Raw genomic sequence first — 22,912 nt, 5'->3', positions numbered from 1 at the left:
ACGGGTGGGTCTCCGGAGCATAGCAGGCCGCCTCATGCTGTGACGCATTCGTTGTTTTGGCGCGTGCAGCCCGTGCATACTCGACCGGGTGCAAGCCCGAAGAGCAGGGCCGGGTCACGGCTCGAGAAGCAGGGGGATGTATGAGCGATCAGGGACGACGCAGAGATGGCGGCCGCAGCGGGCCGCAGGGCACGATGCTGTTTCAGGGACAGGCCGTGCCCGAGCCGGAGGCGGCGACCGACCCCGCCGGCGAGGAGACCCCGCCCGGTGGCCATCCGGTGCTGGTGGGGCTCTCCGAGCCCTTCGGCCAGCAGCGCCTGACGCTCAAGCCGGGCAAGCGCTCGGTCGGTCGCCAGGCGGACAACGACATCGTCCTGCAGGAGGGCAGCGTGTCCTCGCAGCATGCCTGGCTGGTCAACGACGGGGGCGAGTGCCGGGTGGTCAACCTGCTCTCCACCAACGGGACCTGGGTGAACGACGAAAAGGTGCACGAGGCCGTGCTGAAGGACGGCGACCATGTCCGTTTCGGGCGTGCCGAGTTCGTCTTCCGCCGCCGCGATGACGGCTCCGATGCCCGACCCGGTGGTGGCCGCCGGTCGCGCTGGCGCTGGCTCGGTATCGCGGTCGTGGTCCTGGTGCTGGCGGTGATCGCGCGCATCCTGCTCGAGACAGCCTGAGGGCCGGGCCCGGCTCCCCCATGCAGCGGATCGGGCGCTACGGGGTCGGCGAGGAGATCGGCCGCGGTGCGATGGCCGTGATCCATCGTGGTTACGACCCGGACATCCGCCGGCCGCTGGCCATCAAATCCCTGCAGCCCGACTACGCCTGCCGCCCCGAGTATCGCCGGCGCTTCCTGGCCGAGGCCCGCGCGGCCGGCACGCTGACCCACCCGGGTATCGTTACCATCTTCGATGTCGGCGAGTCGGATCACCAGCCGTTCATAGCGATGGAGCTGCTGGACGGAATCACGCTCGCGGAATTTGCCGACCAGTTCCGTCCGTTGCTGCTGCGCAATGTCCTGAAGATCGCCATCCAGCTGGTGGAAGCGCTCGATTACGCGCACCGGCATGGTGTGGTGCACCGGGATATCAAGCCGGAAAACATCATCGTCACCAGCGCCACGGCCAATATCAAGGTGATGGACTTCGGCATCGCCCGCACCCTCAGCGATCCCGACTGGCGGGCCGACGATGATGGCTATGTCGCCGGTTCCCCACACTACATGGCCCCGGAGCAGGTGCGCGGCCAGCCCACCGATGCGCGGGCCGACCTGTATTCGGTCGGCGTGGTGCTGTACGAACTCCTGACCGGCGCCACGCCGTTTCGTGGCCACGATGTCGAGACGCTGCTGACCCGGGTGGTCCGGGACCCCGTACCGTCAGCCCGAGTCATCGTGCGCGACTGCCCGCAGGAACTGGTCGAGTTGGTATTGCGCCTGCTGGCGAAAGACCCGGACCAGCGCTATCAGTCGGCGGGCGAACTGCTGGTGGACCTCGAACGCATCGAAGAGCAACGCAGCGAACGTGAGCGGGCCGGGGCGGGCCGCCGCATCGTCCCGTTGCGGTTGCGCTGGGCGGCGGTGATGGGGGTCCTGGTCGCGGTCACGCTGGTCGTCGGCGGGGCCCTGGTCCACCAGAAGCAGAATGCGGTGATGACCGACCTGGCCTTCGACTATGGCTCCACGCTCGCCCAGATCATCTCGGTGGAGAGCGCCGAGGACCTGCTGCTGGAGGACACCATCGCGGTCCAGGGCCGCCTGCGCGACATGCAGGCCAACCGCGAGATCGCCCTGCTGAGCGTGGCGGACCATCGCGGACGGGTGGTGGCCAGCAGCGATCCCGAGGCCATGGGCCAGCCGTATCAGCCGCCGCCCGAGGAGCATCTCCTCCAGCGCCGCGACGGCCAGGCCGTGTGGTCCGTGGCCGGGCCGGATGGCGGGGAGCTGTTCCTGTTCGAGGCCCCGGTGCGCTACCAGGATCACCACATCGGCCAGCTCCAGGTCGGGTTGTCCACCGGGTCGCTGCGTGCGGCCAACGAGGCCACGTTCATGGCCCTGCTGATGCTCACCCTGGTCACGTTGCTCGCGGTGCTGCTGGGGGCCTACGTCCTGGCCCGGCGCCTGCAGGAACCCCTGGACCGCCTGCGCGGGGCCCTGGACCAGATCGGTCAGGGACGGCTGGACACGCGCATCCGGGCCCGGCGTCGGGATGACTTCGAACGTGTCTTCAGTGCCTACAACGCGATGGCGGATTCGCTGGAGGCGCGCATGAAGCGGCGCACGGACGGGGTGAGCGAACCCGGCACCGGCCACGCAGCATCTGCCGGGGACCGGACCCAGGAACTGGCCCCCGAGGATCTGCCGTCCGAGGCGGCCCCGAGACGGACCGGAACCGACTAAGGAAACACTGATCCCTGTACGCGCTCGCGTTGGCACCCCAGGTTTTCCGAGACCAGGCGCGTCGCGCAGTGGCTAGTGGTTCTACCGGCCCGTTTTGGATGGATTTGGGGCGCAACGCAGAATCGGAAAACCTGGGGTACCAACCCCGAAGGGGCTCGGCCCCCCGTTGCTATCAAAAACGGGTCGCGAACGGAGTTGCGGTTCCCTTGTGCAGAATGACTGCATGGCGGTCACCGCGCATTAAACGCACGCAAAAGCGACTCGAGCGCGAGCGTGTACAGGGATCAGTGTTTCCTTAACCGTCGAGGGCGTCCAGCCGGCGCTGCAGTTCCAGCGCGCGCAGCCGGTACCCGCGGGCCGCCTCGAACTCGGGGTCGATGGCCAGCGCCTCGTCCCACAGCGCGATCGCGGTATCCAGGTCCTGGTTGCGGTAGCGCACGATGGCCTCTGCATGGAGGGCCTCCTTGCGCTGTTGCTCCAGTTCGGCGTGGTGCTGGCGTGCGCCGGAATGCTGCGGGTCCCGCGCGAGCACCTCGCCGAAGGCCTCGAGCGCCTCTGCGGTGTCCCCGGCTGACCGGGCCTCCAGACCGCGCTGGTACCAGTAGCCCGTTTCGGCCTCGCGCGCCAGGGGCTCCAGCCAGTCGGCCCACTGCGTCTCCGCCTCGGGGCGCTGCCGGGCCCGCTCCACGACCTCCAGGGCCGCGCCGTAACGCTCCGCAGCCAGATCGGCCTCAAGGGCCCGGCGCAGGCCGTCCTCGCCTACCCCGGGGGCGGCATCCGGATCCAGCGCGGTCAGCTGATCGTCCAGGTCGCTGGTGCCGCGTGGCAGCTCCGATGCGTCTCGGGGGATGCGCAGCCGCTGCCCGACCAGCAATCGGTCCGGGCGCTCGAGGTCGTTGTACCGAGCAAGGATCACGAAGCGGTTGGCATCCCCCAGGTGTTCGCGGGCCAGTCGGGCCAGGGTCTCACCGGGTTCCACCGTGTGCTCGAAATGCGCCTCGCCGAGCATGGCCCGCGGATCCCCGGAAAGCTGCTCGCGCAGATGACGGGCGGCGTGGTTCCGCGGCTCGTCCGCGAGGACCCGGTCGAGCGCGACCTGTGCCCGGTCCATCTCGCCGCGCTGCAGGAGCTGCACGATCTCGGCGATCTCGAGACGTTCGATCTCCGGTTCTTCCGCTGCCGGTTCGGGCGCGGGGGGTTCCGCAGGCGCCGTTTCCTCCCCGGCCTCCGCATCGGGGTTGAATACCCCCTGCAACTGCGCGCAACCGGGCAGCAGCCCGGCCAGTGCGGCGAGCAGAACGAGGCGTAAAGGCAGGGTGCGGAACTGCGTCATGGCAAGATCTTCGGTTCGGGCGCGGTGCGGCGCCCGGAGTATACGATCGGCATCAGTCCAGCGGCCACAGCAGGATCGCCAGCGCCGCGGCGAGCAGCAGCAACAGCGCCAGCGTCGGCTGGATACGGGCCTTCAGGTGCCGGCGCCAGAATCGGCCACGGGGTCGCGCCGCCCGCCAGGTGGCGAGCGCCACGTTGTCGCCGCCGGGCCCGGCGCGCCGCGCCGCCTCGCGGGCCGCCTCGGTGGTCGCGGTGCCCAGATCGGGATGGTCCAGCAGTTCGACGATCGCGTCCGGCGCGAACTGTTCCCAGAATCCGTCGGAACACAGCAGGAAGCGGGTCTGGGCGGTCACGGGCGCCGCGTCATGGTCGACCTGTATGGGATCGACCACGCCCAGACCCTGCAGCAAGCGATTCTGCTCCGGGTGCGTGGCCATCTCCGCCTCGCGGATCACCCCCTGGTCGACCAGCTGCTGCACCCGTGTGTGGTCGCGCGTGCGGCCCTGCAGGCGGTCGCCCTCGATGTGATACAGGCGGCTGTCGCCGCAATGGGCCCAGCAGGCCGAGTCCGGCGTAACGTACAGGGCCACCAGTGTGGTTCCGGGACGCTGGGCTGGATCGGCGCCGCCTTGTTCCAGCAGGGCCGCATGGGTCTCGTGGAACAGGCTCTCCAGCAGGGCAGGGCCATCCGCGGTCCGCCCCGCGCAGCGATTCCACAGGCGTTCGGCCGTCGCCACGGCCGTCTGCGACGCTTGCGCCCCGCCCTCGTGGCCGCCCATGCCGTCGGCCACCAGCAGCAACGCAGTTTGCCCGTCGGGTCCGTGCAGCACGGTCACCGCATCCTGCTGCTCGGCGCGGCCACCTGTCTCCCTGGCGTATCCGGTTTCCATAGGCATGTAGCCCCGGTGATCCTGTACCCATGATGACCGAGATGGGCGGCCCGCGACAGCCCGGGCCGGGACCCTTTACCCGGTGGCGCCGATCCAGAACTCGATGGAGCGGCCGAGAAACTCGTCCCAGGTCATGTAGTGCGAGCCGTCACAGGAGAAGGTCAGGCTGACCATGCCGTTGAACAGGTTGATGGAGGCGGAGCGCAGGTAGATGGTCTCGTCCGCGTAGCGCAAGGCCTTCAGCCCCTCCAGTACCCGGCCGACCTCGTCCTTCGGGATGAGTGCCTCCTCGGGGTACGGCTCGTGCGGAAACGCCAGGCACACGTCGGGATCGCCGAGGGATTCGTGGGTCAGGATGCGGTAGCGGTACGGGTCCTCGGTGGTCCACAGCGTGGCGCGTGAACTGGAGAAGTGGAATACCCCCTGGAACACCCCGCGCTCGGTGAACAGTTCCTCGATGATGGCCAGGGCCGTATCCATGTTCTGGTCCATCAGGCTCTCGGTACGGCTCTGCAGGAACAGCGTGCCGCGGATGGACGGATCGCCCTTGATCTGCCGCCACTCGTTCGGCTCTTCGTACAGGTCCTCGGAAAAGTCGGGCAGGTTGCGCAGGTCAAAGTCCGCTCCGAGAAAGCCCAGCGCATTGCCGTCGCTGTCGCGAACCAGCTGCAGCGCGGTCAGCGAGGGCCGCCGTCCGAGCAGGCTGATGTAGGCATCCGAAAGCAGGAAGCCCGTCGCCGGCACGACCTCCTTCATGTACGGGCGTTGTGACCGGTCGCGCCCGAAATGCTCCGGCAGTACGCCGCTGCGCGAGATGTTGTCGGAGAGCTGGATGCCCCGGGTATTCAGGGCATAGACGAACGTGGCCTCCGGGATCTGGCGGATAGCCTCTTCCAGAATCGAGTCCAGGTCCTCGCGGCGCGGCCAGACCGCGGACAGCCGACGCGCGATGTTGGCCAGAGGCTCCTGCAGCTTGTTCTCGAGGTACTCGCGCTGGTGCTCGATCGCCTTCTTCAGTTCCGTCATGGTGCGGGGTCGTCTCCTTTCGGTGCGGCGCGGATTATCCCCGATCGGGGGTTTCGTTGTCGTGAAGGGCCTCGTGGCTCCACGCGTTTGGCACTTCGCGTTGCGCAAAAGGTCCGAGCAGGAACCGTGCCGACAAACCTGATGACCGATGCCCGAAACCACAACCTCCCTTACCACCTTGACTGCCCGTGCCGCGCGCCCAGAGGATCTCGATGCCATCAACCGCCTCGTCGCCGAGGCGATTGAGGACTGGCCGTTGCCCGAACGCGTGCGCCGCCTGGCCCTGCCGGCCTACCGCTACACCGAGGCCGACCGGATGTTCCTCGACATGGTCGTGCTGGAGTGCGCAGGCGACGTGGTCGGCGTCGCGGCCTGGGAGGCGGCGGGGGCCCAAGAACTGCCGGAGGGTTACCGGATGGCCTTCTGCTCCACGGCCTCTATGTCGGGCGCGCCGCGCGCGGGCAGGGGGTGGGGCGGCAACTGGTCGAGGCCAGTCGCGCCGCCGCGAGGGAGGCCGGTGTCGCCGGGGTGCTGGTCAAGGCCCAGGCCTCCGCCGCCGGTTTCTTCGCCGCCATGGGCTTCGCCCCGGTGCCGGTCCGCGATCGCGACCGGGATTACGAACAGCGTTACTGGTGGCCGGCGAAGGGCGCGTCCTCTCCGCCCTGAGCTCAGCGCCGCGGGCGCTTGCGGTGCCACTGTCGGGCAAACAGCCCCACGATGATCGCCATGGCCAGAAGGCCCAGGCCCAGCGGCCACGCGTGTTCCGGAGCGCTCAGGAAGTGAAGCAACGAGAACCCTTCGCCATGGCCGTGCCCCGGGTGGGCCAGAGCGGGGCTGCTGGCGAGCGTGAGGACTGCGGGAATCAACGGGCGCATCGACATCGGGGGTTCCTCCTGATTGAACCGGGGGGATCACCATAACGCCCGGCGGCCGCCGCCGTCATGCGCGTGATCCCGTGTCGTCGTGAGCACTCCATCGGGCGGTTTCCGTGGTCCCTCGGCAGGCGCTGCAAACAGCGACTCAGCAGATGCGGGGCAACTGCTCGCCGGCGGGCAGGATCACCCGGCGTTCCACGCCGGTCGCGAGGCGTCGGATGACCTCGGGCTCGCCCGCCTTGGCCTGGCCGATCGCAACGGCACCGGCCGTCTCCGGTCGTGACCGCAGCACGCCCAGTGCCTGTTCGGCCGCGGGTTCCGGCACAGCAGCCAGGAAGCGGCCCTCCGAAGCGCTGTGCAGCGGGTCCAGACCGAGGATCTCGCAGGCCCCGCGCACGTCCGCGCGCACCGGGATGGCCCCATCGTCCAGAACCAGGCGGCAGCCGGAGGCGTGGGCCAGTTCCTGCAGCGCGGCCACCGTGCCGCCGCGGGTGGGGTCGCGCAGGGCATGCACGGGCACATCGGCTGCCAGCAGCGCGGCCACCGCCCCGGCGACCGGGGCGCTGTCGCTGGGGATCGGCGGGTCCAGCCCCAGTCCCTCGCGCGCGGCCAGGATGGCGACGCCATGCCGGCCCAGGTCACCGCTGGCCAGCAGCATGTCACCGGGCCGGATCGCGTCCGGTGCGATCCGCACCCCCTCCGGCACGATGCCCACCCCGCTGGTATTCAGGTAGGCCCCGTCGCCGCGCCCGGCCTCGACCACCTTGGTATCGCCGGCCACCACCCGGACGCCGCATTCTTCGGCGGCCGCGCTTACGGAGGCGAGGATGCGCCGCAGGTCCTCCAAGGGCAGCCCCTCCTCGAGGATCAGCCCCAGCGTCAGCCACAGTGGCCGCGCCCCGGCCATCGCCAGGTCATTGACCGTACCGTGCACCGCGAGGCGGCCAATGTCGCCGCCGGGGAAGAACAGGGGGCGCACCACGAAGCTGTCGGTGGTCATGGCCAGGCGTCCGTCCGGTGCGTCGAGCACGGCCGCATCGGGGGCGCCGCGAGCGGACGTGCCCAGCGCCGACAGGATCACCTCGTCCAGCAGCTTGGCCTGCAGGCGGCCCCCACCGCCATGCGCGAGGCGGACCACCTCCGTGGTCATGCCCCGCCCCGGTAGTGCAGATAGGCGGCGCAGGCCCCCTCGGAGGACACCATCGGCGCGCCCAGCGGGGTGTCCGGGGTGCACTCGCGGCCGAAGGCGGGGCACTCGGTCGGTCGGCGCAGCCCGCGCAGCACCTCGCCGGCGATGCAGGGCCCGTCCGCACCGGTCGCGGGGGCCGCGATCCCGAAACGCGCGACCGCATCGAAGCGGGCATAGGCCGGGCGCAGGCCCAGCCCGCTGGCGGGCAGGCGGCCCATGCCGCGCCACTCGCGTTCCTCCGGCTCGAACACACGGCTGACCGTATCGCGTGCGGCCACGTTGCCGTCGTCGCGGGCGGCTCGGTCATAGCGGTTCTCGACTCGGGCCTCGCCACGTTCCAGCTGCTCCACACAGGCCCGAATCCCCGCCAGCAGGTCCACCGGCTCGAACCCCGTCACCACGATGGGCACCCGGAAATGCTCGGCGATCGCCTGATAGGCCGCCGCCCCCTCCACGGTGCAGACATGCCCGGCGGCCAGGAACCCCTGGATACGGTGGTCCGGGTCCGTCAGCAGGGCCCCCATCGCCGGCGGTACCAGCGAGTGCGAGAGCAGCAGCGACAGGTTGGACAGCCCCAGGGCCTCGGCCTGCAGCACCGCGATCGCGGCGGCCGGGGCGGTGGTCTCGAAGCCCACCGCCAGCAGCACCACCTCGCGTTGCGGGTTTTCGCGCGCCAGGGCGACCGCATCCAGCGGCGAGTAGATCACGCGCACATCCCCGCCGGCCGCGCGCGCGGCGTTCAGGTCGCCCAGCGCGCCGGGTACGCGCAGCATGTCGCCGAAGGTGCACAGCATCACCTCCGGGCGGCGGGTCAGCAGTACGGCCTGGTCCAGGGTCTCGGTCGGGGTCACACAGACCGGGCAGCCGGGGCCGTGGAGCAGCTCGACCGCGTCCGCCAGTAGATCGTCCAGCCCGTGGCGCAGGATCGCGTGGGTCTGGCCGCCGCAGACCTCCATCAGCGTCCAGCGCCGGGTGCAGGCCGCCCGGATCGCGTCGACCTGTTGCAGGATCAGCGCCGGATCGCGGTATTCGTCGAGGTGCCTCACGGGCCCTCCGGGGCGGGCGGCGCGTGCTCGGGAATCGCGCGCAGCGCCGCCAGGGTGCGTTCGGCCGCGGCCTCGTCGATGGTGGCGATCGCGATGCCGGCATGTACCAGCACGTAGTCGCCCGGCCCGGCCTCCGGGGTGCAGGCGAGCGACACCGTGCGCGCCACGCCGCCGAACCGGACCTGCGCCTGGCGGAACAGCGGGTCGTCGCCCTCCACCGCGTCGATACGGCCGGGGATCGCAAGGCACATGGGTCAGTCTCCTCCTTCCGGTCGGGCCGGGTGTGCGGCGCGCCGCGCGACCACCGCCTGGCCCAGCGCCAGTCCGCCATCGTTGGGCGGGACGGCCCGTGGCCACAGCGGGCGAAAGCCGGCGTCGCGCAGGGCCGCCACGCAGCATTGCAGCAGATGCCGATTCTGGAAGCATCCGCCGGTCAATGCCACGGTCTCGCGCCCGCCCGCCCGGGCAGCCGCGACCGCGAACCGCGCCAGCGCACCATGCAGCCTTGCGGCGATCGCCCCGGGGGTAGCACCGCCCGCCTGCGCCGCCAGCAGGGCGGTGATCAGCGGGCCCCAGTCCGCCTGCCAGGGCATCGCGTTCTCCAGCTCGAGATCCGGGGCATCCACCACGCCCGGCGCGGCCTCCGCCGCCTGCTGCACCAGCATCGCGGCCTGCCCCTCGAAGCCGGCACCGGTGCGCAGCCCGGTCAGGGCCGCCACAGCATCGAACAGCCGCCCGACGCTGCTGGTCCAGGGCGCGTTGACGCCGCGATCCAGGGCGCGGAGCAGCGCTGGCCACTCGGCATCGTCGAACAGGGCCCGGGCCGGGCTGGCCGCCAGGGCCGCCGTATCGCCCGCGAAGTGTGCATGCAGCAGCCCCAGCAGCGCGCGTCGCGGCTCGCGGATTGCGGCCTCGCCCCCCGGCAGTCGGAACGGGCGCAGATGGCCCGCACGCTGCCAGTCACCGTCGGCGTCCACGGTCAGGCACTCGCCCCCCCAGAGCGTCCCGTCCGTACCCAGCCCCGCGCCGTCCCAGACCAGCGCCAGGACCGGGTCCTGCACCCCGTGCTCGGCCAGACAGGCCGCGGCATGGGCGTGGTGGTGCTGCACGGGGAAGACCGGCACGCCCGGGCGCTCGGCGAGTGTGGTAGAGGCATAGTCCGGGTGTCGGTCGCAGGTGATGCGCTCGGTCTGCACGCCGCAGAGCCCGGCCAGCGCGCGGGCCTCGCTGTCGAGGCGGCGCAGGGCCGGATCGCTGTCGAGGTCGCCGACGTGCGCGCTGACCACGATCTCGCGGTTAAGGGCCAGCGCCGGTGCCGCCTTCAGATGGCCGCCCAGCGCCAGCGTGACCGGGCCGGGCTGCGGCAGCGGGATGCGCAGGGGCATGGCTCCCCGTCCCAGGCGCAGGCACTGCGGCTGCCCGGCCGCGATCTGGAACACGCTGTCGTCCAGCGGCCGCGCAATCGGCCGGTCGTGGTCGAGGATGGCATCCGCGATCCCGCCCAGCCGAACCACCGCTTCCTCGCTATCAATACAAAGCGGTTCGCCGCTGCGGTTGCCGGAGGTGCAGACCAGCGGGATCGCGAGTGCGTCCAGCAGTAGCTGGTGCAGGGGCGTGGCCGCCCGCATCAGCCCGAGACGGTTCAGCCCGGGGGCGATGTTCCCGGCCAGCGGCGCATCAATCTTGCGATCCACCAGCACGATCGGAGCCTCCGGGGCATCCAGCAGGCCCCTTTCCGCATCGGATACGTGGGCCAGACAATCCAGCCAGTCGCCGTCCGGCAGCAACACCGCCAGCGGCTTTTCCGGGCGCTGCTTGCGCGCTCGCAGGCGGGCGATGGCCTCCTCGCGGGTGGCGTCCGCCAGCAACTGGAACCCGCCCGCGCCCTTCAGGGCCAGGATCTGCCCCGCGCGCAGGGCCGCCACAGCGGCCTCCAGTGCCGCATCCCCGGTGGCCTGTTCGGTGCCGTCCGGCGCGCGCAGCAGGAGCCGGGGCCCGCAGTCCGGGCAGGCCATCGCCTCGGCATGGAAGCGCCGATCCCCCGGGTTCTCGAACTCCGCACGACAGGCCGGGCACAGCGGGAAGTCATGAAGGGTGGTGCCGGCACGATCCCAAGGCAGCGCCGTGGCAATGCTCCAGCGCGGGCCGCAGGCCGTGCAGGCGGTGAACGGGTAGCGGTAGCGCCGCGCCGTCGGGTCGCGGATCTCGGCCAGGCAGTCGGGACAGGGGGCGCGGTCCGGGGCCAGGGCCGGGGCGCCGCCTCGGTTCGGCCCCGTAGTGAGCCGGAAGCCGGCTGCGCCGTTGGGGGTTACGGGGCTGACAGAGATGTCATTGACACGTGCGGCCACCGGCGCCTCTTGCGCCAGTGCCGAACGAAACGCATCCAGGCGAGCCGCGTCCCCCTCGACCTGGATCACCACGCCCTCGGGCGTGTTGCCGACCGTGCCGGCCAGCGCCAGCCGTTTTGCCAGCGCCGCGACGAATGGGCGAAATCCCACGCCCTGCACCCGGCCGGTGACGACCAGGCGCCAGCGCTCCCGCGCCGGGCTAAGTGTCGCGGGCGTGTTCACGCCACGTCCAGGCTCCGCAGCAGGATCTGTTGCGCCTCGGGGTGGGTCTCGTCGTCGGAGGTCTCCACCTCCAGCTCGGCGCCCTCGGCCAGCGTGCCGCGGGTGCCATCCTCGAAGTGCTCGCGAAAATGCTCCGGCGTGATGTGCGACAGCGCGCCCAGCCAGACCCGCACCCGGGTGACCCGCTCGGCGTTGTTATCCGCCGCCACCTGCTCGATCTTGCGCATCAGGTCGGCCATCAACGAAAACTCGTGCATCCGTGTTCCCCTATCCGAAAAAGCAGGCGTACTCGTCTTTCTCCACCACACTCAGCACATCCTCCAGCGAGGCCAGTTCCGGGTGTGGGTCGTAGCCGTGCCACTTCAGGTCTGCCCGTTGCCAATAGAGTTTCCAACGGCCCGATTTGCGCACGAACGTGGCCTTGAACACCGGGTGTTCCATGACACTTGTGGGAGCATCCATCAGCGGGCGCACTTCGTACAGCACCACGCTTTGGCCTTCGAGACGCCAGACAAGGTCCAGACGGTCTCGAACATGGGCGGGTGGTCGGCGCCTTTCCATGAACCCCTCCATCCCTTTTTCAATCCGCTTGCGCTCGAATTCGCTCAGGGCCATATGTATCCGTTCTCCGTTGCTGTCGGGGCCAATCGCTGGCTAGTCGGGGTCGGCAAAGTGACGATCCCGATAGTTTAGAGTGTGTGCCACGAGACAGCGCTGAAGCGATCCTACGGGCAAGGCTGCCCGTGTCCGGCCAAGTCTCCGTAAAGCGCGACCCCTTCCACCAGCCGACCCCCTCGGGAGACCTGATGCAGATTAATCTCGACACCCCGGATCTGATGACCCGCGTACGGCTGGAGTCGCGCTGGCGTTCGGCCGGCGCCGTGGTCACCTCCAGCCAGACACCGGAGGCGCCTGACCTGGTGGTGGTCGATCTCGGCAGCCGTGGCGTGGAAGCGGTATCGAGCTGGCGCGAGCGCTACCCGGACGCAACGATCCTGGCCTTTGGCCCGCACGTGGAAGGGGCCATGCTCAAGGCCGCGCGCCAGGCGGGCGCCGACGAGGTCGTGGTCCGCGGCAAGCTGGCCGATCGGGTTGCTTCCAAGCTGGGGTGCTGATTGAACCGGAAGGCGTTCGGCCGCGTCATCCGGCGCCCGCGCTCATGCAGAGGCGGTACGGCGTGAGGCGGACAGAGCGCGCAGGCGGCGGCGCTGCATCTTGAGGCGATACTCCAGCTCCTTGAACTGGGTGTGCAGTTCCGTGCGCAGCCAGCGGTCGTTCAGGACCTCGCGCCCGGCCCGCATGTTGCGCGCATGGACCTCCTGCCACTGGTTCACGATTTCACGGAAGCGCTGGTACTCGCGCTCCAGGGTCGCGCGCCAGTTGTCGTGGATTGCGCCCGCTGTGTCGGCGTTGAGCAGCCGGCGAAACTCGGTGTGCAGCCGCGCGCGCAGGATCTTGAATCGCGGCGTCCAGCGCCGGTCATACACCAGTCCCGTCCAGGCAAAAAGGTTGATCAGCCATTTCGAGGGGTCGTACTGCCACCAGCGCACCCCGTTGCGGTAGTCCGCCTGAAAGGCGTGGTGGAAGTTGTGGTACCCCTCGCCCCAGGTGAGCAGGGCGACCAGGCCGTTGTCCACGGCGGTGTTCTCGTCGCTGTAGGGGCGCCGGCCCCACCAGTGCGCCAGGGAGTTTATGAAGAACGTGAAGTGGTGGCTGAGCACCAGGCGCAGCACGCCGGCCAGCAGCAGCATGCCGACCACATCGCCGAACGCCAGCCCCAGCAGCAGCGGCAGGCCCAGGTTCAGCCCCCATGCGAGCGTCCAGTAATGACGGTGCTGCCACATTACCACCGGGTCCTTCGCCAGGTCCTTCACGCGCGAATAGTCGGGCTCGCTGGTGGGCCAGTTGCGCAGCATCCAGCCCATGTGGGCGTGCCAGAAACCGCGCTTGATCGAATGCGGATCGCGGTCCACGTCATCCACGTAGCGATGATGCACGCGATGCCGCGCGCCCCAGTTGTAGATGCTGTTCTGCAGCGCCAGGGCGCCACTCAGTGCCAGCAGAACGCGCAGAGGCCCACGCGCCTTGAGGGTGCGGTGCGCCCACAGCCGGTGATAACCGACCGTGACGCCCAGCCCGCTCAGCACCAGGAACAGCCCGAAGAACAGCCAGGCCGCGCCGCTGAAACCCTGGGTGAACCACCACCACGGCACCAGCGTGACGGCGGCCAGGTTGGTCAGTACGAAGAAAACTGCCGGGGTCCAGGCAATCGGAGGGGAGCGTTCGGACATCGGGGAGACCTGCTGACGATCGGGGCGAGCGAGGGTGCTCGTCCATTCATACTGTATGAGACCACTGCGGGCGCAAAAAATGCCCTTGTGCCGGAAGGCCGGCCCCAGCGACCGGTCGGATGCGGGGCATTCCACCGGAGCCGACGTTCGGCGCCGGGTCTTTCCAACCGTGTCGGGCCTCCCTGTAAGATGTGACGCTTGTTTCGAAGGCCGGCCCGGTCGCTCCCGTGGCCGAATACCCGCCATTGCTGGCCACGTCGAGTCACCGACTACGGCCCGTTACATCCAGCGATCAAAGGGAGTGATTGATGGGCCTCGGTGTTGGACTCGTGGTGCTGGCGGCTTTCTTCTGGGGGTTGTCCGGCGGGATCGGCGGCATCCTGATGGCCGAGGGCTGGGACGCCTTCGTGGTCTCGTTCTACCGCGGTGCCATCGGCCTGCTGTTCGTGCTGATCTGGCTCGCCTGGCGTCCCGGTGGCAGCGGGCTGGGCAGCGGCAAGATGTGGTTCTGGTCGGCCGTGGCCGGGCTGGGCGTGGCCGGCAACTTCGCGTTCTACTTCCTCAGCATCGCGCATGGCAGTGTGGCGGTCGCCGCCACGTTGATGTACTGCGCCCCGGTGTTCGTCTACATCATCTCCTTCGCCCTGCGGCTGGAATCCCCGACCACGCTCAAGCTGGTGGCCATCGCGATGGTCATGGTCGGCATCGTGCTGCTGACCCAGATCTACGACACCGGAGCGGGCAATGTGACCCTGATCGGCGCCGGTGCCGGCCTGCTGGCGGGCCTGTCCTACGCGATCTTCATCTTCGGCTTCAAATACGCCGGGCAGCACGGCAGCCCGCAAGCGATCCTGACGATTGCCTTCGGTGTGCTGGTCATCCTGCTGATGCTGCCGGGCGACAATACCCAGATGGTGGAGGTCCTGAGCACCTCCGACTGGCCGCTGTTCCTGGCCCTCGGCATCTTCGGTGCCGGGCTGTCGTTCGCGTTCTACATCAATGGCTTGCGGACTACGGCCCCCGCCGTTGCCTCGATCGTCGCGATGATCGAACCGGTCACCGCCACGCTGTTCGGCGTGGTGATCCTGCACGAAAGCCTGGCACTGGTTCAGATCATCGGCATGGCCCTGATCCTGGTCACCGTCACCGCCCTCAGCGTGTCCTCCCGCGCCACGCCGCCCCCGGTCCCCGAGCGGGGCCGCGACGCCGAGTAGCGTTGTCGCACGGAGTTCCGGATCGCCCGCGCGATCCCTCCTGCCGGGCGGCAGGCCTTTGATGCGCGGGGAGATGCCACGCCGGTCTGCAGGGCTGGTATCCTCGCAGCCTGTTGATGGTGGCCGCTGCGGGCGGTCGCGCACGATCTTTCCGGGCTCGCCCGGACCGAGGATTCTGGAGGCTGCATGAGCAGTACGCACCGACCCACCGATATCCAGCTGCATCAGAAGTCGCGCATCCTGGAGTTGACCTACTCCGACGGGTCGCATTTCGAGCTGCCCTGCGAGTTCCTGCGCGTGTACTCGCCCTCGGCCGAGGTGCGCGGGCACGGGCCGGGTCAGGAGGTGCTGCAGGTGGACAAGGAGGACGTGAACATCACCGCGATCGAGCCGGTCGGCAACTACGCGGTGAAGCTGGTGTTCTCCGATGGTCACGACACCGGCATCTACGACTGGGACTATCTGCACAAGCTCGGCACGGAGCAGGAAAGTCTGTGGCAGGATTATCTGGATCGGCTGAAAGAGGCCGGCCACGAGCGCAAGACGCACTGACAACGGCAGCTTGATGAAAGAAGAACCCGGCAAGACCCACTTCGGCTACCAGACCGTACCCGAGTCCGAGAAGGCCTCGCGGGTCGGCGAGGTCTTCCATTCGGTCGCATCGCGCTACGACGTGATGAACGACCTGATGTCGATGGGCATCCATCGCATCTGGAAGCGCTACACCCTGGAGCGCACCGGGGTGCGCCCGGGCATGAAGATCCTCGACCTGGCCGGGGGCACCGGGGACCTGGCCGGGGCCTTTGCCCCACGTGTCGGGCCGAAGGGGCAGATCGTGGTCTGCGACATCAACGCCTCGATGCTGGAGGCCGGGCGCGACCGCATGCTGGACGAGGGCCATGTGGGCAACCTCGACTTCGTGCAGGCGGACGCCGAACAGTTGCCCTATCCGGATGACTACTTCGACCGCGTAACCATCGCCTTCGGCCTGCGCAACGTGACCCGCAAGGAACGCGCACTGGCCGAGATGCGCCGGGTGATCAAGCCGGGCGGGTGCGTGCTGGTGCTGGAGTTTTCGCAGCCGATGGCGCCGCTGCGCCCGCTCTACGATGTCTATTCGTTCAAGATGCTGCCGCTGATGGGCAAGCTGGTCGCCAACGATGCGGACAGCTACCGCTACCTGGCGGAGTCCATCCGCATGCACCCGGATCAGGAGACCCTGGCCGGGATGATGCGCGACGCCGGCCTGGAGAGGGTCGAGTACGACAACCTGACCGGCGGCATCGTCGCGCTGCATCGCGGCACAAAACTGTAACGTTTTCATGGCCGAACCCTTCGCTCTGCCCAGTCCGTTCACGGCCCTGATCGAGGCCACGCTGAACGAACACCTGGCGAGCGCGCCGGAGAAGGACCGGGCGCGCCTGGCCGGGCGCGCAATCGCCATCGTGATCGAGCCCCCGGGGCTGGCCCTTTCGCTGGTCGGGGCCGCCGACCGACTGCAGGTCATCGGCGGTGTCGAGGAGCCGGTGGATGTGCAGCTGGCGGGCTCGCCCCTGTCGCTGGCCGCAGCGCTGGCCCGCGACGACCGTTCCGGGCTGACCATCACCGGTGACGCCACCGTGCTCTCCGATCTGCAGCATGCGCTGCGGGATTCCGGAATCGACTGGGAGGGGCTGTTCGAGCGCTTTGCCGGCGCCGGGGCCGCCGGACCGCTGCGCCACCTGCTCGATCAGGCCCGCGGCAGCCTGCGCCACCTCGGCCGCCGCTCCGCCGAGGATACCGCCGACTATCTGCGCGACGAGCTCGAGTGGCTGCCGGCCGGCGGGGCCTTCGAGGCCTTTGCCGAGGACGTCGCCGACCTGCGTGACGGGGTCGCCCGCCTAGATGCCCGGCTGCGCCGTCTGGAGGCACAGCCCTCCGCACCTGACGACCGGCAGTCCTGATGCGCCGCGCGCTGTACCGGGGCCTGCGGCTGTGGACCATTGCTCGGGTCCTGGTGCGCTATCGCCTGGACGTCATCCTGTTTACGCTGAAGCCGCTGCGCCCGCTCAGCTTCCTGCTCTACCTCGCGCCCTGGAACTGGTTTCGCCGTACCGAAGGTACGCGCGGCGAGCGCATCCGCCGCGCACTGGAGGACCTGGGGCCTATCTTCATCAAGTTCGGGCAGATGCTGTCCACCCGGCGTGACCTGCTGCCGGACGACATCGCGGTGGAGCTGGCCCGGCTTCAGGACCGCGTACCCCCGTTCCCGTTCGAGCAGGCGCGCGCGCTGATAGAGTCCGAACTCGAGCGTCCGATCGAGATCGCCTTCGCCACGTTCGAGGACACGCCGATCGCCTCGGCCTCCATCGCCCAGGTACACGCGGCCACGCTGCAGGACGGGCGCGAGGTCGTGGTCAAGGTCGTGCGCCCCGGCATCCTCAAGACCATCCGCGCCGATCTCGAGGTGATGCACCTGATCGCGGACCTGGCCGATCGCTACTGGTCCGAGGCCAAGCGCCTGCGCCCGCGCGAGGTGGTGGACGAATACGAAAAGACCGTCACCGACGAGCTGGACCTGATCCGCGAGGGCGCGAACGCCGCCGCGATCCACCGCAACTTCGAGGACAGCCACCTGCTGTACATCCCGGAGATCATCTGGGACTACACGCGCCGCAGCGTGCTGGTGATGGAGCGCATCGGCGGCATCCCGGTGGCCGACATCGCCGCGCTGCGCGAGCGCAACGTGGACTTGAAGCTGCTGGCCGAGCGCGGGGTGGAGATCTTCTTCACCCAGGTGTTTCAGCACAACTTCTTCCACGCCGACATGCACCCGGGCAACATCTTCGTCGATGCCACCCACCCGGACGACCCGACCTACCTGGCGGTGGACTTCGGCATCGTCGGCTCGCTGCTGGACTCCGACCAGCGCTATCTGGCGGAAAACTTCCACGCCTTCTTCAACCGCGACTACCGCCGCGTGGCCGAACTGCACGTGGAGTCCGGCTGGGTGCCGAAGGACACCCGCGTGGACGAGTTCGAAGCGGCCATCCGCACCGTCTGCGAGCCGATCTTCCAGCGCCCACTGGACGAGATCTCGTTCGGCCAGGTCCTGCTGCGCCTGTTCCAGACCGCGCGGCGCTTCAACATGGAGGTCCAGCCACAGCTGGTGTTGTTGCAGAAGACCCTGCTGAACATTGAGGGTCTGGGCCGCCAGCTGTACCCGCAGCTGGACCTGTGGACCACCGCCAAGCCATTCATCGAGAAGTGGATGCACGAACGCATGGGCGTGCGCGCGTTCATCCGCAATGCGCAGCAGCACCTGCCGCGCCTGCTTGCCCAGCTGCCCGAGATGCCCATGCACCTGGAAAAGGCCCTGACGGTCGAAGAGCAGCGCGCCGAGCGCGACGCCGCTCTGCGCCAGCAGATCCGTGACCTGGAGGAAGGCCTGCGCCGCCAGAACCGTCGGCGCCACGAGGCCTGGGGGGGCGCGGGACTGCTCGCCTTGGCGGGGCTGGCCACCCAGCTCGACGTGTCCACCTGGCTCGGCCTGGCCTGGCCGGCCTGGCCGCTCGGCCTGGTTGGCGCCGCCATGCTGCTATTCGGCCTGCGCCCTGGCCCGTACCGTCGCCCCGTCGATCGCACCTGAACCCCACAGGCAGCGTCGCCCGTTCATGCATGGGCCGTGTCGCTGCAGACAGTAGGAGGCCAGCCCTCTGGCCGATGGGGACCTGTCCAACGCCCCATCGGCCAGAGGGCTGGCCTCCTACGGGGAGCGGTCCGGCGCCCGGGGTCAGACGTCGAGGAGCAGGCGCGCCGGGTCCTCGATGGCGTCCTTGATGGCGACCAGGAACTGCACCGCATCGGCGCCATCGACCAGGCGGTGATCGTAGGATAGAGCTACGTACATCATCGGCCGGATCACCACCTCGCCGTCCACCGCGACCGGGCGCTCCTTGATGGCATGCATGCCGAGGATCGCGCTCTGTGGCGGGTTCAGGATCGGCGTGGAGAACAGCGATCCGAAGACCCCGCCGTTGGTGATCGTGAAGGTGCCCCCGCGCAGCTCGTCGATATCCAGCTTGCCATCACGGGCGCGCTCGGCGAAGTCGCGGATGCGGCGCTCGATATCGGCGATGGAGGCGTTGCCGGTGTCGCGCAGCACCGGCACCACCAGCCCGCGCGGTGACGACACCGCGATCCCGATGTCGCTGTAGTGGTGGTAGACGATCTCCTCGCCGTCCAGAGCGGCATTGATCACCGGGAAGCGCTCCAGCGCCCGCGTGGCCGCGGCCACGAACAGGCCCATGAAGCCGAGCTTGATGGAATGGCGCTTCTCGAAGGTCTCCTTGTAGCGCCCGCGCAGGGCCATCGCCGCGGACATGTCGATCTCGTTGAAGGTGGTCAGCATCGCGGTGGATTGCTTGGCCTCCAGCAGGCGCTCGGCGATGCGCGCACGCAGCCGCGTCATGGGCACGCGCTCGATGCGTTCGGCACGGTCCGTCGGTTCGGTCGGGCGTTGCGCCGTGCGGGCGGCCGAACCGGCGTCTTCCGCCTGCGCACCCCTACGGGTCCCGGAACCCGCGGCCCGCTGGTCACGAACGCGCTCCACATCCTCGCGCTGGATGCGCCCATCTTCCCCAGTGCCCTCGACCTCCCCGGCACTGAGCCCGGCCTCCTGCAACAAGCGCCGAACGGAGGGAGAGGGCGGCGGCGCACTGCCGGCATCATCCGCGCCCGTACCGGACGCTGCGGACTCGGCAGCGGGCTGCGCGTCATCGCCTTTCCCTCCAGCGTCGGCGGTCGCCGCGGAGCCGGCGGGCTCTGGAGAATCTGCGGACTTCGCCGGTGCCGGTTCGTCACTGGCTTCGTCTTCCGTGTCTGCCGGCGCAGACTCGGCCGAGCCGATATAGCCCAGCACGGCATCGGCCTTGACCACGTCGCCCTCGCTGGCGGACAGCTCCACCAGGGTGCCGGGGCCAGGCGCCGACACCTCGAGGACCACCTTGTCGGTCTCCAGCTCGGCAATGAGTTCATCGCGCTTGACGGGGTCCCCGGCCTTTTTGTGCAGGGCGATCACGGTCGCGTCGGCGACCGATTCGGGGAGTTCCGGGACCTGGATCGGGGTGCGATCGGATGCCATCTCGCTTCCTTGTGCTGTACGTCAGTTTCGAAGATTCAGGGCGTCGGGTGCGGCGTGTCCCGCGAGCTGATGGGCCCGAACGCACGTTCGAGCAGATCCTTCAGCTGGGCCTTGTGCACCTCGGGGTAGCCGACGGCAGGGGCCGCGGCCGGGGGCCGCGCCACCGCGTGCAGGGTCTGGCCGCGTACCGCCAGCAGCGGGTTGATGCGCGGCGCGACGAACTCCAGATACCCCTGGTTCTCCGGCTCGTCCTGGACCCAGACGAACTCGTCCGCCTCCGGGTAGCGGCCCAGCAGCTCGGTCAGGCGTGCCTCGGGGAAGGGGTAGCACTGTTCCAGGCGCAGGATGGCCGTGTCCGCGTGCTCGCCCTCGGCCTGGCGGGCGGCCAGGTCGTAGAAGATGCGGCCGCTGGTGAGCAGGACGCGCTTCACCCGGTTCGGGTCGTCGATGCCGGCGTCGTCGATGACCGTCTGGTACTGGCCGCTGGCCAGGGCATCGAGGTCGGAGACCGCGTCCTTGTGTCGCAGCAGGCTCTTGGGCGTCAGCACGACGAGTGGCTTGCGGTAGGGGCGCAGCATTTGCCGCCGAAGCAGGTGGAACATCTGCGCCGGCGTGGTCGGCACGCAGACCTGCATATTCTCCTGCGCCGCGAGCTGCAGGAAGCGCTCCGGGCGCGCCGAGGAGTGTTCCGGACCCTGCCCCTCGTATCCGTGCGGCAGCAGCAGGGTCAGGCCGGACAGGCGGCCCCATTTCTGTTCCCCGGAGGAGATGAACTGGTCGATTACCACCTGGGCGCCGTTCACGAAGTCGCCGAACTGCGCCTCCCAGATCACCAGGGCCTCCGGGGCGGCGGTGGCGTAGCCATACTCGAAGGCCAGCACGCCCTCCTCGGAGAGCAGCGAGTCGATTACCAGGAAGCGCGGATGGTCCGGGTCCAGACGCCGCAGCGGCACGATGGCCTTCCCGGTCTCCTGGTCGTGCAGCACCGCATGGCGGTGGAAGAAGGTGCCCCGGCTGGAGTCCTGTCCGGAAAGGCGGATGCGGTAGCCATCCTGGATCAGCGCCCCATAGGCCAGGGTCTCGGCCGCGCCCCAGTCCAGCGGCTGTTCTCCCCGCGCCATGGCGACGCGGGCCTCCAGGATCTTCTGCACGCGGTCGTTCGGGCGAAAGCCCTCCGGCGGCGTGGACAGCTGCTCCAGGGTGCGCGCCAGACGCTCGGCGGGCGCACCGGTCTCCACGTCCTGGTCCCAGGTCTGGTTCACGTAGGGGCCCCAGTTGGTCGAAGACCCGGTATGGCCATTGCGCTCGCGCAGCAGCGACAGTGCCACCGGCTGTCCGGCATCCAGCCGGCCGCGGTAGTCCTCCAGGGCCTGATCCTGGGCCTCTTCGGTGGTCAGGCCGTCGCGGATCAGGCGCGTGGCGTAGCGCTCGCGGGTGGTCGGCAGCTCGCGGATGCGGTGGTACATGCGCGGCTGGGTGGCGGCCGGTTCGTCGGCTTCGTTGTGCCCCTGGCGGCGATAGCAAACCAGGTCGATCACCACGTCCTTGCCGAAGCGCATGCGGTAGTCCAGCGCGATCTGGGTGACAAACACCACGGCCTCGGGGTCGTCGCCGTTCACGTGCAGGATGGGCGCATTCACCATCTTGGCCACATCGGTCGCGTAATGGGTCGAACGTGCGTCTTTCAGGGTCGATGTCGTGAACCCGATCTGGTTGTTCACCACCACGTGCACGGTGCCCTTGGTGGAGAACCCCCGGGTCTGGGACATGTTCAGGGTCTCCATGACCACGCCCTGCCCGGCGAACGCGGCATCGCCATGGATCACCACCGGCATCACGCGGTTGCCCTTGCGATCGCCAACGCGGACCTGGCGCGCGCGCACCGAGCCCTCGACTACCGGGGTGACGATCTCCAGGTGCGACGGATTGAAGGCGAGCGCCAGGTGAACCGGCCCGCCCGGGGTATCCAGATCCGACGAGAACCCCATGTGGTACTTCACGTCCCCGGTACCGCGATCGTCACGCGGCCGGCCCTCGAATTCGTTGGCCAGTTCTTCCGGCGACTTGCCGAACAGGTTGACCAGCACGTTCAGGCGCCCGCGATGGGCCATGCCGACCACGAGTTCGTGCAGCCCACGCGCGCCGCCGCGCTGAACCAGGGCATTCAGCAGCGGGATCAGGCTCTCCGCGCCCTCCAGCGAGAAACGCTTCTGTCCGACATAGCGCCGGTGCAGGTAGCGCTCCAGGCCCTCGGCCGCGGTGAGACGCTCGAGGATGGCCAGGCGCGTCTCGTCGTCGAAGCCGAACCGGCCATGAGCGGACTCCAGGCGTTCCTGCAGCCAGCGCTTCTCGTCGGTGGCCATCAGGTGCATGTATTCCGCGCCGATACTGGCGCAGTAGGTCTCCTTCAGGACCCGCTCGATGGTATCCAGTGAGACGCGCCCCTCGATAAACAGGGAACCCGGATCGAAGGTGATGTCCGGGCCGACCTGGTCCAGCCCGTGATGCTCGCGGCTCAGCTCGCGCGGCGGCTCGGGGGACTCGCGTTCCAGCGGGTCGAGGCGGGCGCCGAAGTGCCCGAGATAGCGGTAGGCGTTGATGAACTGCAGCACCCGGATCTGCAGTTGTTCGTGCGCCAGGTCCGGGCGGTCGGTCGAACGCCGGCGGCGTTCCGGCCGCGCCACACCTTCCAGCGAGCGAAAATAGTCGGCCCAGGCGGGCGGGACCGAATCGGGGTCCTCGCGGTAGCGCTCCAGCAGACCCTCGGCAAAGGCCAGATTGTCGGGGTGCAGTTCCTGGCCGGAGACGGGGCTGTCCAGCCGGTGCCGGGATGGCATCTCGTTCATTCGCGGTCTTCCCATTCCTGATGCGCCTACCCTTGTGACTCCGTCGGCGTGCGAGGTTCCTTGCAGGCACCCTGGCGCTTCGACGCGGGCTGACTTCGAGAGTAGCGCGTTTG

General features: G+C 69.1%; 21 protein-coding genes and 1 pseudogene. 9 read left to right on the top strand and 13 right to left on the bottom strand.

Translation table 11 applies throughout. The features are described 5' to 3' along the window. Positions 1–194 precede the first annotated feature (194 nt). Together D105_RS0109165 and D105_RS0109160 are read left to right on the top strand one after the other, a co-directional pair. Positions 195–677, top strand: a complete 483-nt coding sequence (locus D105_RS0109165) for an FHA domain-containing protein (RefSeq protein WP_018878226.1) — start codon at positions 195–197, stop codon at positions 675–677. A gap of 20 nt (positions 678–697) precedes the next feature. Continuing rightward, positions 698–2,398, top strand: coding sequence for a serine/threonine-protein kinase (locus D105_RS0109160; RefSeq protein ID WP_018878225.1), 1,701 nt, complete (start codon positions 698–700; stop codon positions 2,396–2,398). A gap of 295 nt (positions 2,399–2,693) precedes the next feature. On the opposite strand, the gene D105_RS0109155 is transcribed toward D105_RS0109160, so the two are convergent. The 3 genes from D105_RS0109155 to D105_RS0109145 all read right to left on the bottom strand — a co-directional run bounded on the left by D105_RS0109155 (position 2,694) and on the right by D105_RS0109145 (position 5,646). Continuing rightward, positions 2,694–3,731, bottom strand: coding sequence for a LysM peptidoglycan-binding domain-containing protein (locus D105_RS0109155; RefSeq protein WP_018878224.1), 1,038 nt, complete (start codon positions 3,729–3,731; stop codon positions 2,694–2,696). Between the two features lie 52 nt (positions 3,732–3,783). Continuing rightward, positions 3,784–4,620: a PP2C family serine/threonine-protein phosphatase gene (locus tag D105_RS0109150; protein WP_018867582.1), complete on the bottom strand. Its 837-nt coding sequence runs from the start codon at positions 4,618–4,620 to the stop codon at positions 3,784–3,786. A 75-nt stretch (positions 4,621–4,695) separates the two neighbouring features. Continuing rightward, positions 4,696–5,646, bottom strand: a complete 951-nt coding sequence (locus tag D105_RS0109145; protein ID WP_018867581.1) for a PDC sensor domain-containing protein — start codon at positions 5,644–5,646, stop codon at positions 4,696–4,698. Positions 5,647–5,794: 148 nt separating this feature from the next. Between D105_RS0109145 and D105_RS14225 the strand changes: the two are divergent. Then, a pseudogene (locus D105_RS14225) lies at positions 5,795–6,312 on the top strand (GNAT family N-acetyltransferase). 2 nt (positions 6,313–6,314) lie between these two features. Here D105_RS14225 and D105_RS0109135 read toward each other — a convergent pair. From D105_RS0109135 to D105_RS0109105, 7 genes are all read right to left on the bottom strand, one after another. Continuing rightward, on the bottom strand, positions 6,315–6,527 hold the full coding sequence (locus D105_RS0109135; protein WP_018867579.1) for a hypothetical protein: 213 nt from the start codon (positions 6,525–6,527) through the stop codon (positions 6,315–6,317). A gap of 139 nt (positions 6,528–6,666) precedes the next feature. Beyond that, positions 6,667–7,671 carry a hydrogenase expression/formation protein HypE gene (hypE, locus tag D105_RS0109130; protein WP_018878222.1) on the bottom strand — a complete coding sequence of 335 codons (1,005 nt, stop codon included), beginning with the start codon at positions 7,669–7,671 and terminating at the stop codon, positions 6,667–6,669. Beyond that, on the bottom strand, positions 7,668–8,756 hold the full coding sequence (gene hypD, locus D105_RS0109125; protein ID WP_018878221.1) for a hydrogenase formation protein HypD: 1,089 nt from the start codon (positions 8,754–8,756) through the stop codon (positions 7,668–7,670). The genes hypE and hypD overlap by 4 nt, the downstream gene beginning before the upstream one ends. Next, positions 8,753–9,007 carry a HypC/HybG/HupF family hydrogenase formation chaperone gene (locus D105_RS0109120; RefSeq protein WP_018878220.1) on the bottom strand — a complete coding sequence of 85 codons (255 nt, stop codon included), beginning with the start codon at positions 9,005–9,007 and terminating at the stop codon, positions 8,753–8,755. Before D105_RS0109120 ends, hypD begins: the two co-directional genes overlap by 4 nt. Positions 9,008–9,010: 3 nt before the next feature. After that, positions 9,011–11,326 (bottom strand): carbamoyltransferase HypF, encoded by a 2,316-nt coding sequence (hypF, locus tag D105_RS0109115; protein ID WP_018878219.1) that lies wholly within the window; start codon positions 11,324–11,326, stop codon positions 9,011–9,013. Continuing rightward, positions 11,323–11,583, bottom strand: a complete 261-nt coding sequence (locus tag D105_RS0109110; RefSeq protein ID WP_018863238.1) for a hydrogenase maturation nickel metallochaperone HypA — start codon at positions 11,581–11,583, stop codon at positions 11,323–11,325. The genes hypF and D105_RS0109110 overlap by 4 nt, the downstream gene beginning before the upstream one ends. 10 nt (positions 11,584–11,593) lie before the next feature. Next, positions 11,594–11,941 (bottom strand): DUF3024 domain-containing protein, encoded by a 348-nt coding sequence (locus D105_RS0109105; protein WP_018878218.1) that lies wholly within the window; start codon positions 11,939–11,941, stop codon positions 11,594–11,596. Between the two features lie 191 nt (positions 11,942–12,132). Here D105_RS0109105 and D105_RS0109100 point away from each other — a divergent pair, with 191 nt between their 5' ends. Further along, positions 12,133–12,441, top strand: coding sequence for a response regulator transcription factor (locus tag D105_RS0109100; protein ID WP_018878217.1), 309 nt, complete (start codon positions 12,133–12,135; stop codon positions 12,439–12,441). A gap of 42 nt (positions 12,442–12,483) precedes the next feature. On the opposite strand, the gene D105_RS0109095 is transcribed toward D105_RS0109100, so the two are convergent. Further along, positions 12,484–13,617: an acyl-CoA desaturase gene (locus tag D105_RS0109095; RefSeq protein WP_018867572.1), complete on the bottom strand. Its 1,134-nt coding sequence runs from the start codon at positions 13,615–13,617 to the stop codon at positions 12,484–12,486. A 308-nt stretch (positions 13,618–13,925) separates the two neighbouring features. Here D105_RS0109095 and D105_RS0109090 point away from each other — a divergent pair, with 308 nt between their 5' ends. The 5 genes from D105_RS0109090 to ubiB all read left to right on the top strand — a co-directional run bounded on the left by D105_RS0109090 (position 13,926) and on the right by ubiB (position 18,459). Continuing rightward, positions 13,926–14,831 (top strand): DMT family transporter, encoded by a 906-nt coding sequence (locus tag D105_RS0109090; protein ID WP_018878216.1) that lies wholly within the window; start codon positions 13,926–13,928, stop codon positions 14,829–14,831. Between the two features lie 186 nt (positions 14,832–15,017). Beyond that, entirely contained in the window at positions 15,018–15,383 is a 366-nt protein-coding gene (locus tag D105_RS0109085; RefSeq protein WP_018867570.1) for a gamma-butyrobetaine hydroxylase-like domain-containing protein, read from the top strand. Between the two features lie 13 nt (positions 15,384–15,396). Continuing rightward, positions 15,397–16,146, top strand: coding sequence for a bifunctional demethylmenaquinone methyltransferase/2-methoxy-6-polyprenyl-1,4-benzoquinol methylase UbiE (gene ubiE / locus D105_RS0109080; protein ID WP_018878215.1), 750 nt, complete (start codon positions 15,397–15,399; stop codon positions 16,144–16,146). A 7-nt stretch (positions 16,147–16,153) separates the two neighbouring features. Continuing rightward, positions 16,154–16,774, top strand: a complete 621-nt coding sequence (locus tag D105_RS0109075) for an SCP2 domain-containing protein (RefSeq protein WP_018878214.1) — start codon at positions 16,154–16,156, stop codon at positions 16,772–16,774. Further along, on the top strand, positions 16,774–18,459 hold the full coding sequence (gene ubiB, locus D105_RS0109070; RefSeq protein WP_018878213.1) for a ubiquinone biosynthesis regulatory protein kinase UbiB: 1,686 nt from the start codon (positions 16,774–16,776) through the stop codon (positions 18,457–18,459). The genes D105_RS0109075 and ubiB overlap by 1 nt, the downstream gene beginning before the upstream one ends. 144 nt (positions 18,460–18,603) lie before the next feature. On the opposite strand, the gene odhB is transcribed toward ubiB, so the two are convergent. Then, complete coding sequence (odhB, locus tag D105_RS0109065) at positions 18,604–19,953, bottom strand: 2-oxoglutarate dehydrogenase complex dihydrolipoyllysine-residue succinyltransferase (protein ID WP_018878212.1); 1,350 nt, start codon at positions 19,951–19,953, stop codon at positions 18,604–18,606. Between the two features lie 35 nt (positions 19,954–19,988). Then, entirely contained in the window at positions 19,989–22,799 is a 2,811-nt protein-coding gene (locus D105_RS0109060; protein WP_018878211.1) for a 2-oxoglutarate dehydrogenase E1 component, read from the bottom strand. Between the last annotated feature and the right edge of the window lie 113 nt (positions 22,800–22,912).

This window comes from Thioalkalivibrio sp. ALE28, from assembly GCF_000377425.1.
Classification (GTDB): domain Bacteria; phylum Pseudomonadota; class Gammaproteobacteria; order Ectothiorhodospirales; family Ectothiorhodospiraceae; genus Thioalkalivibrio.
Note: the sequence above shows the minus strand (reverse complement) of the source record. Positions and strands in the feature narration are given on the sequence as shown.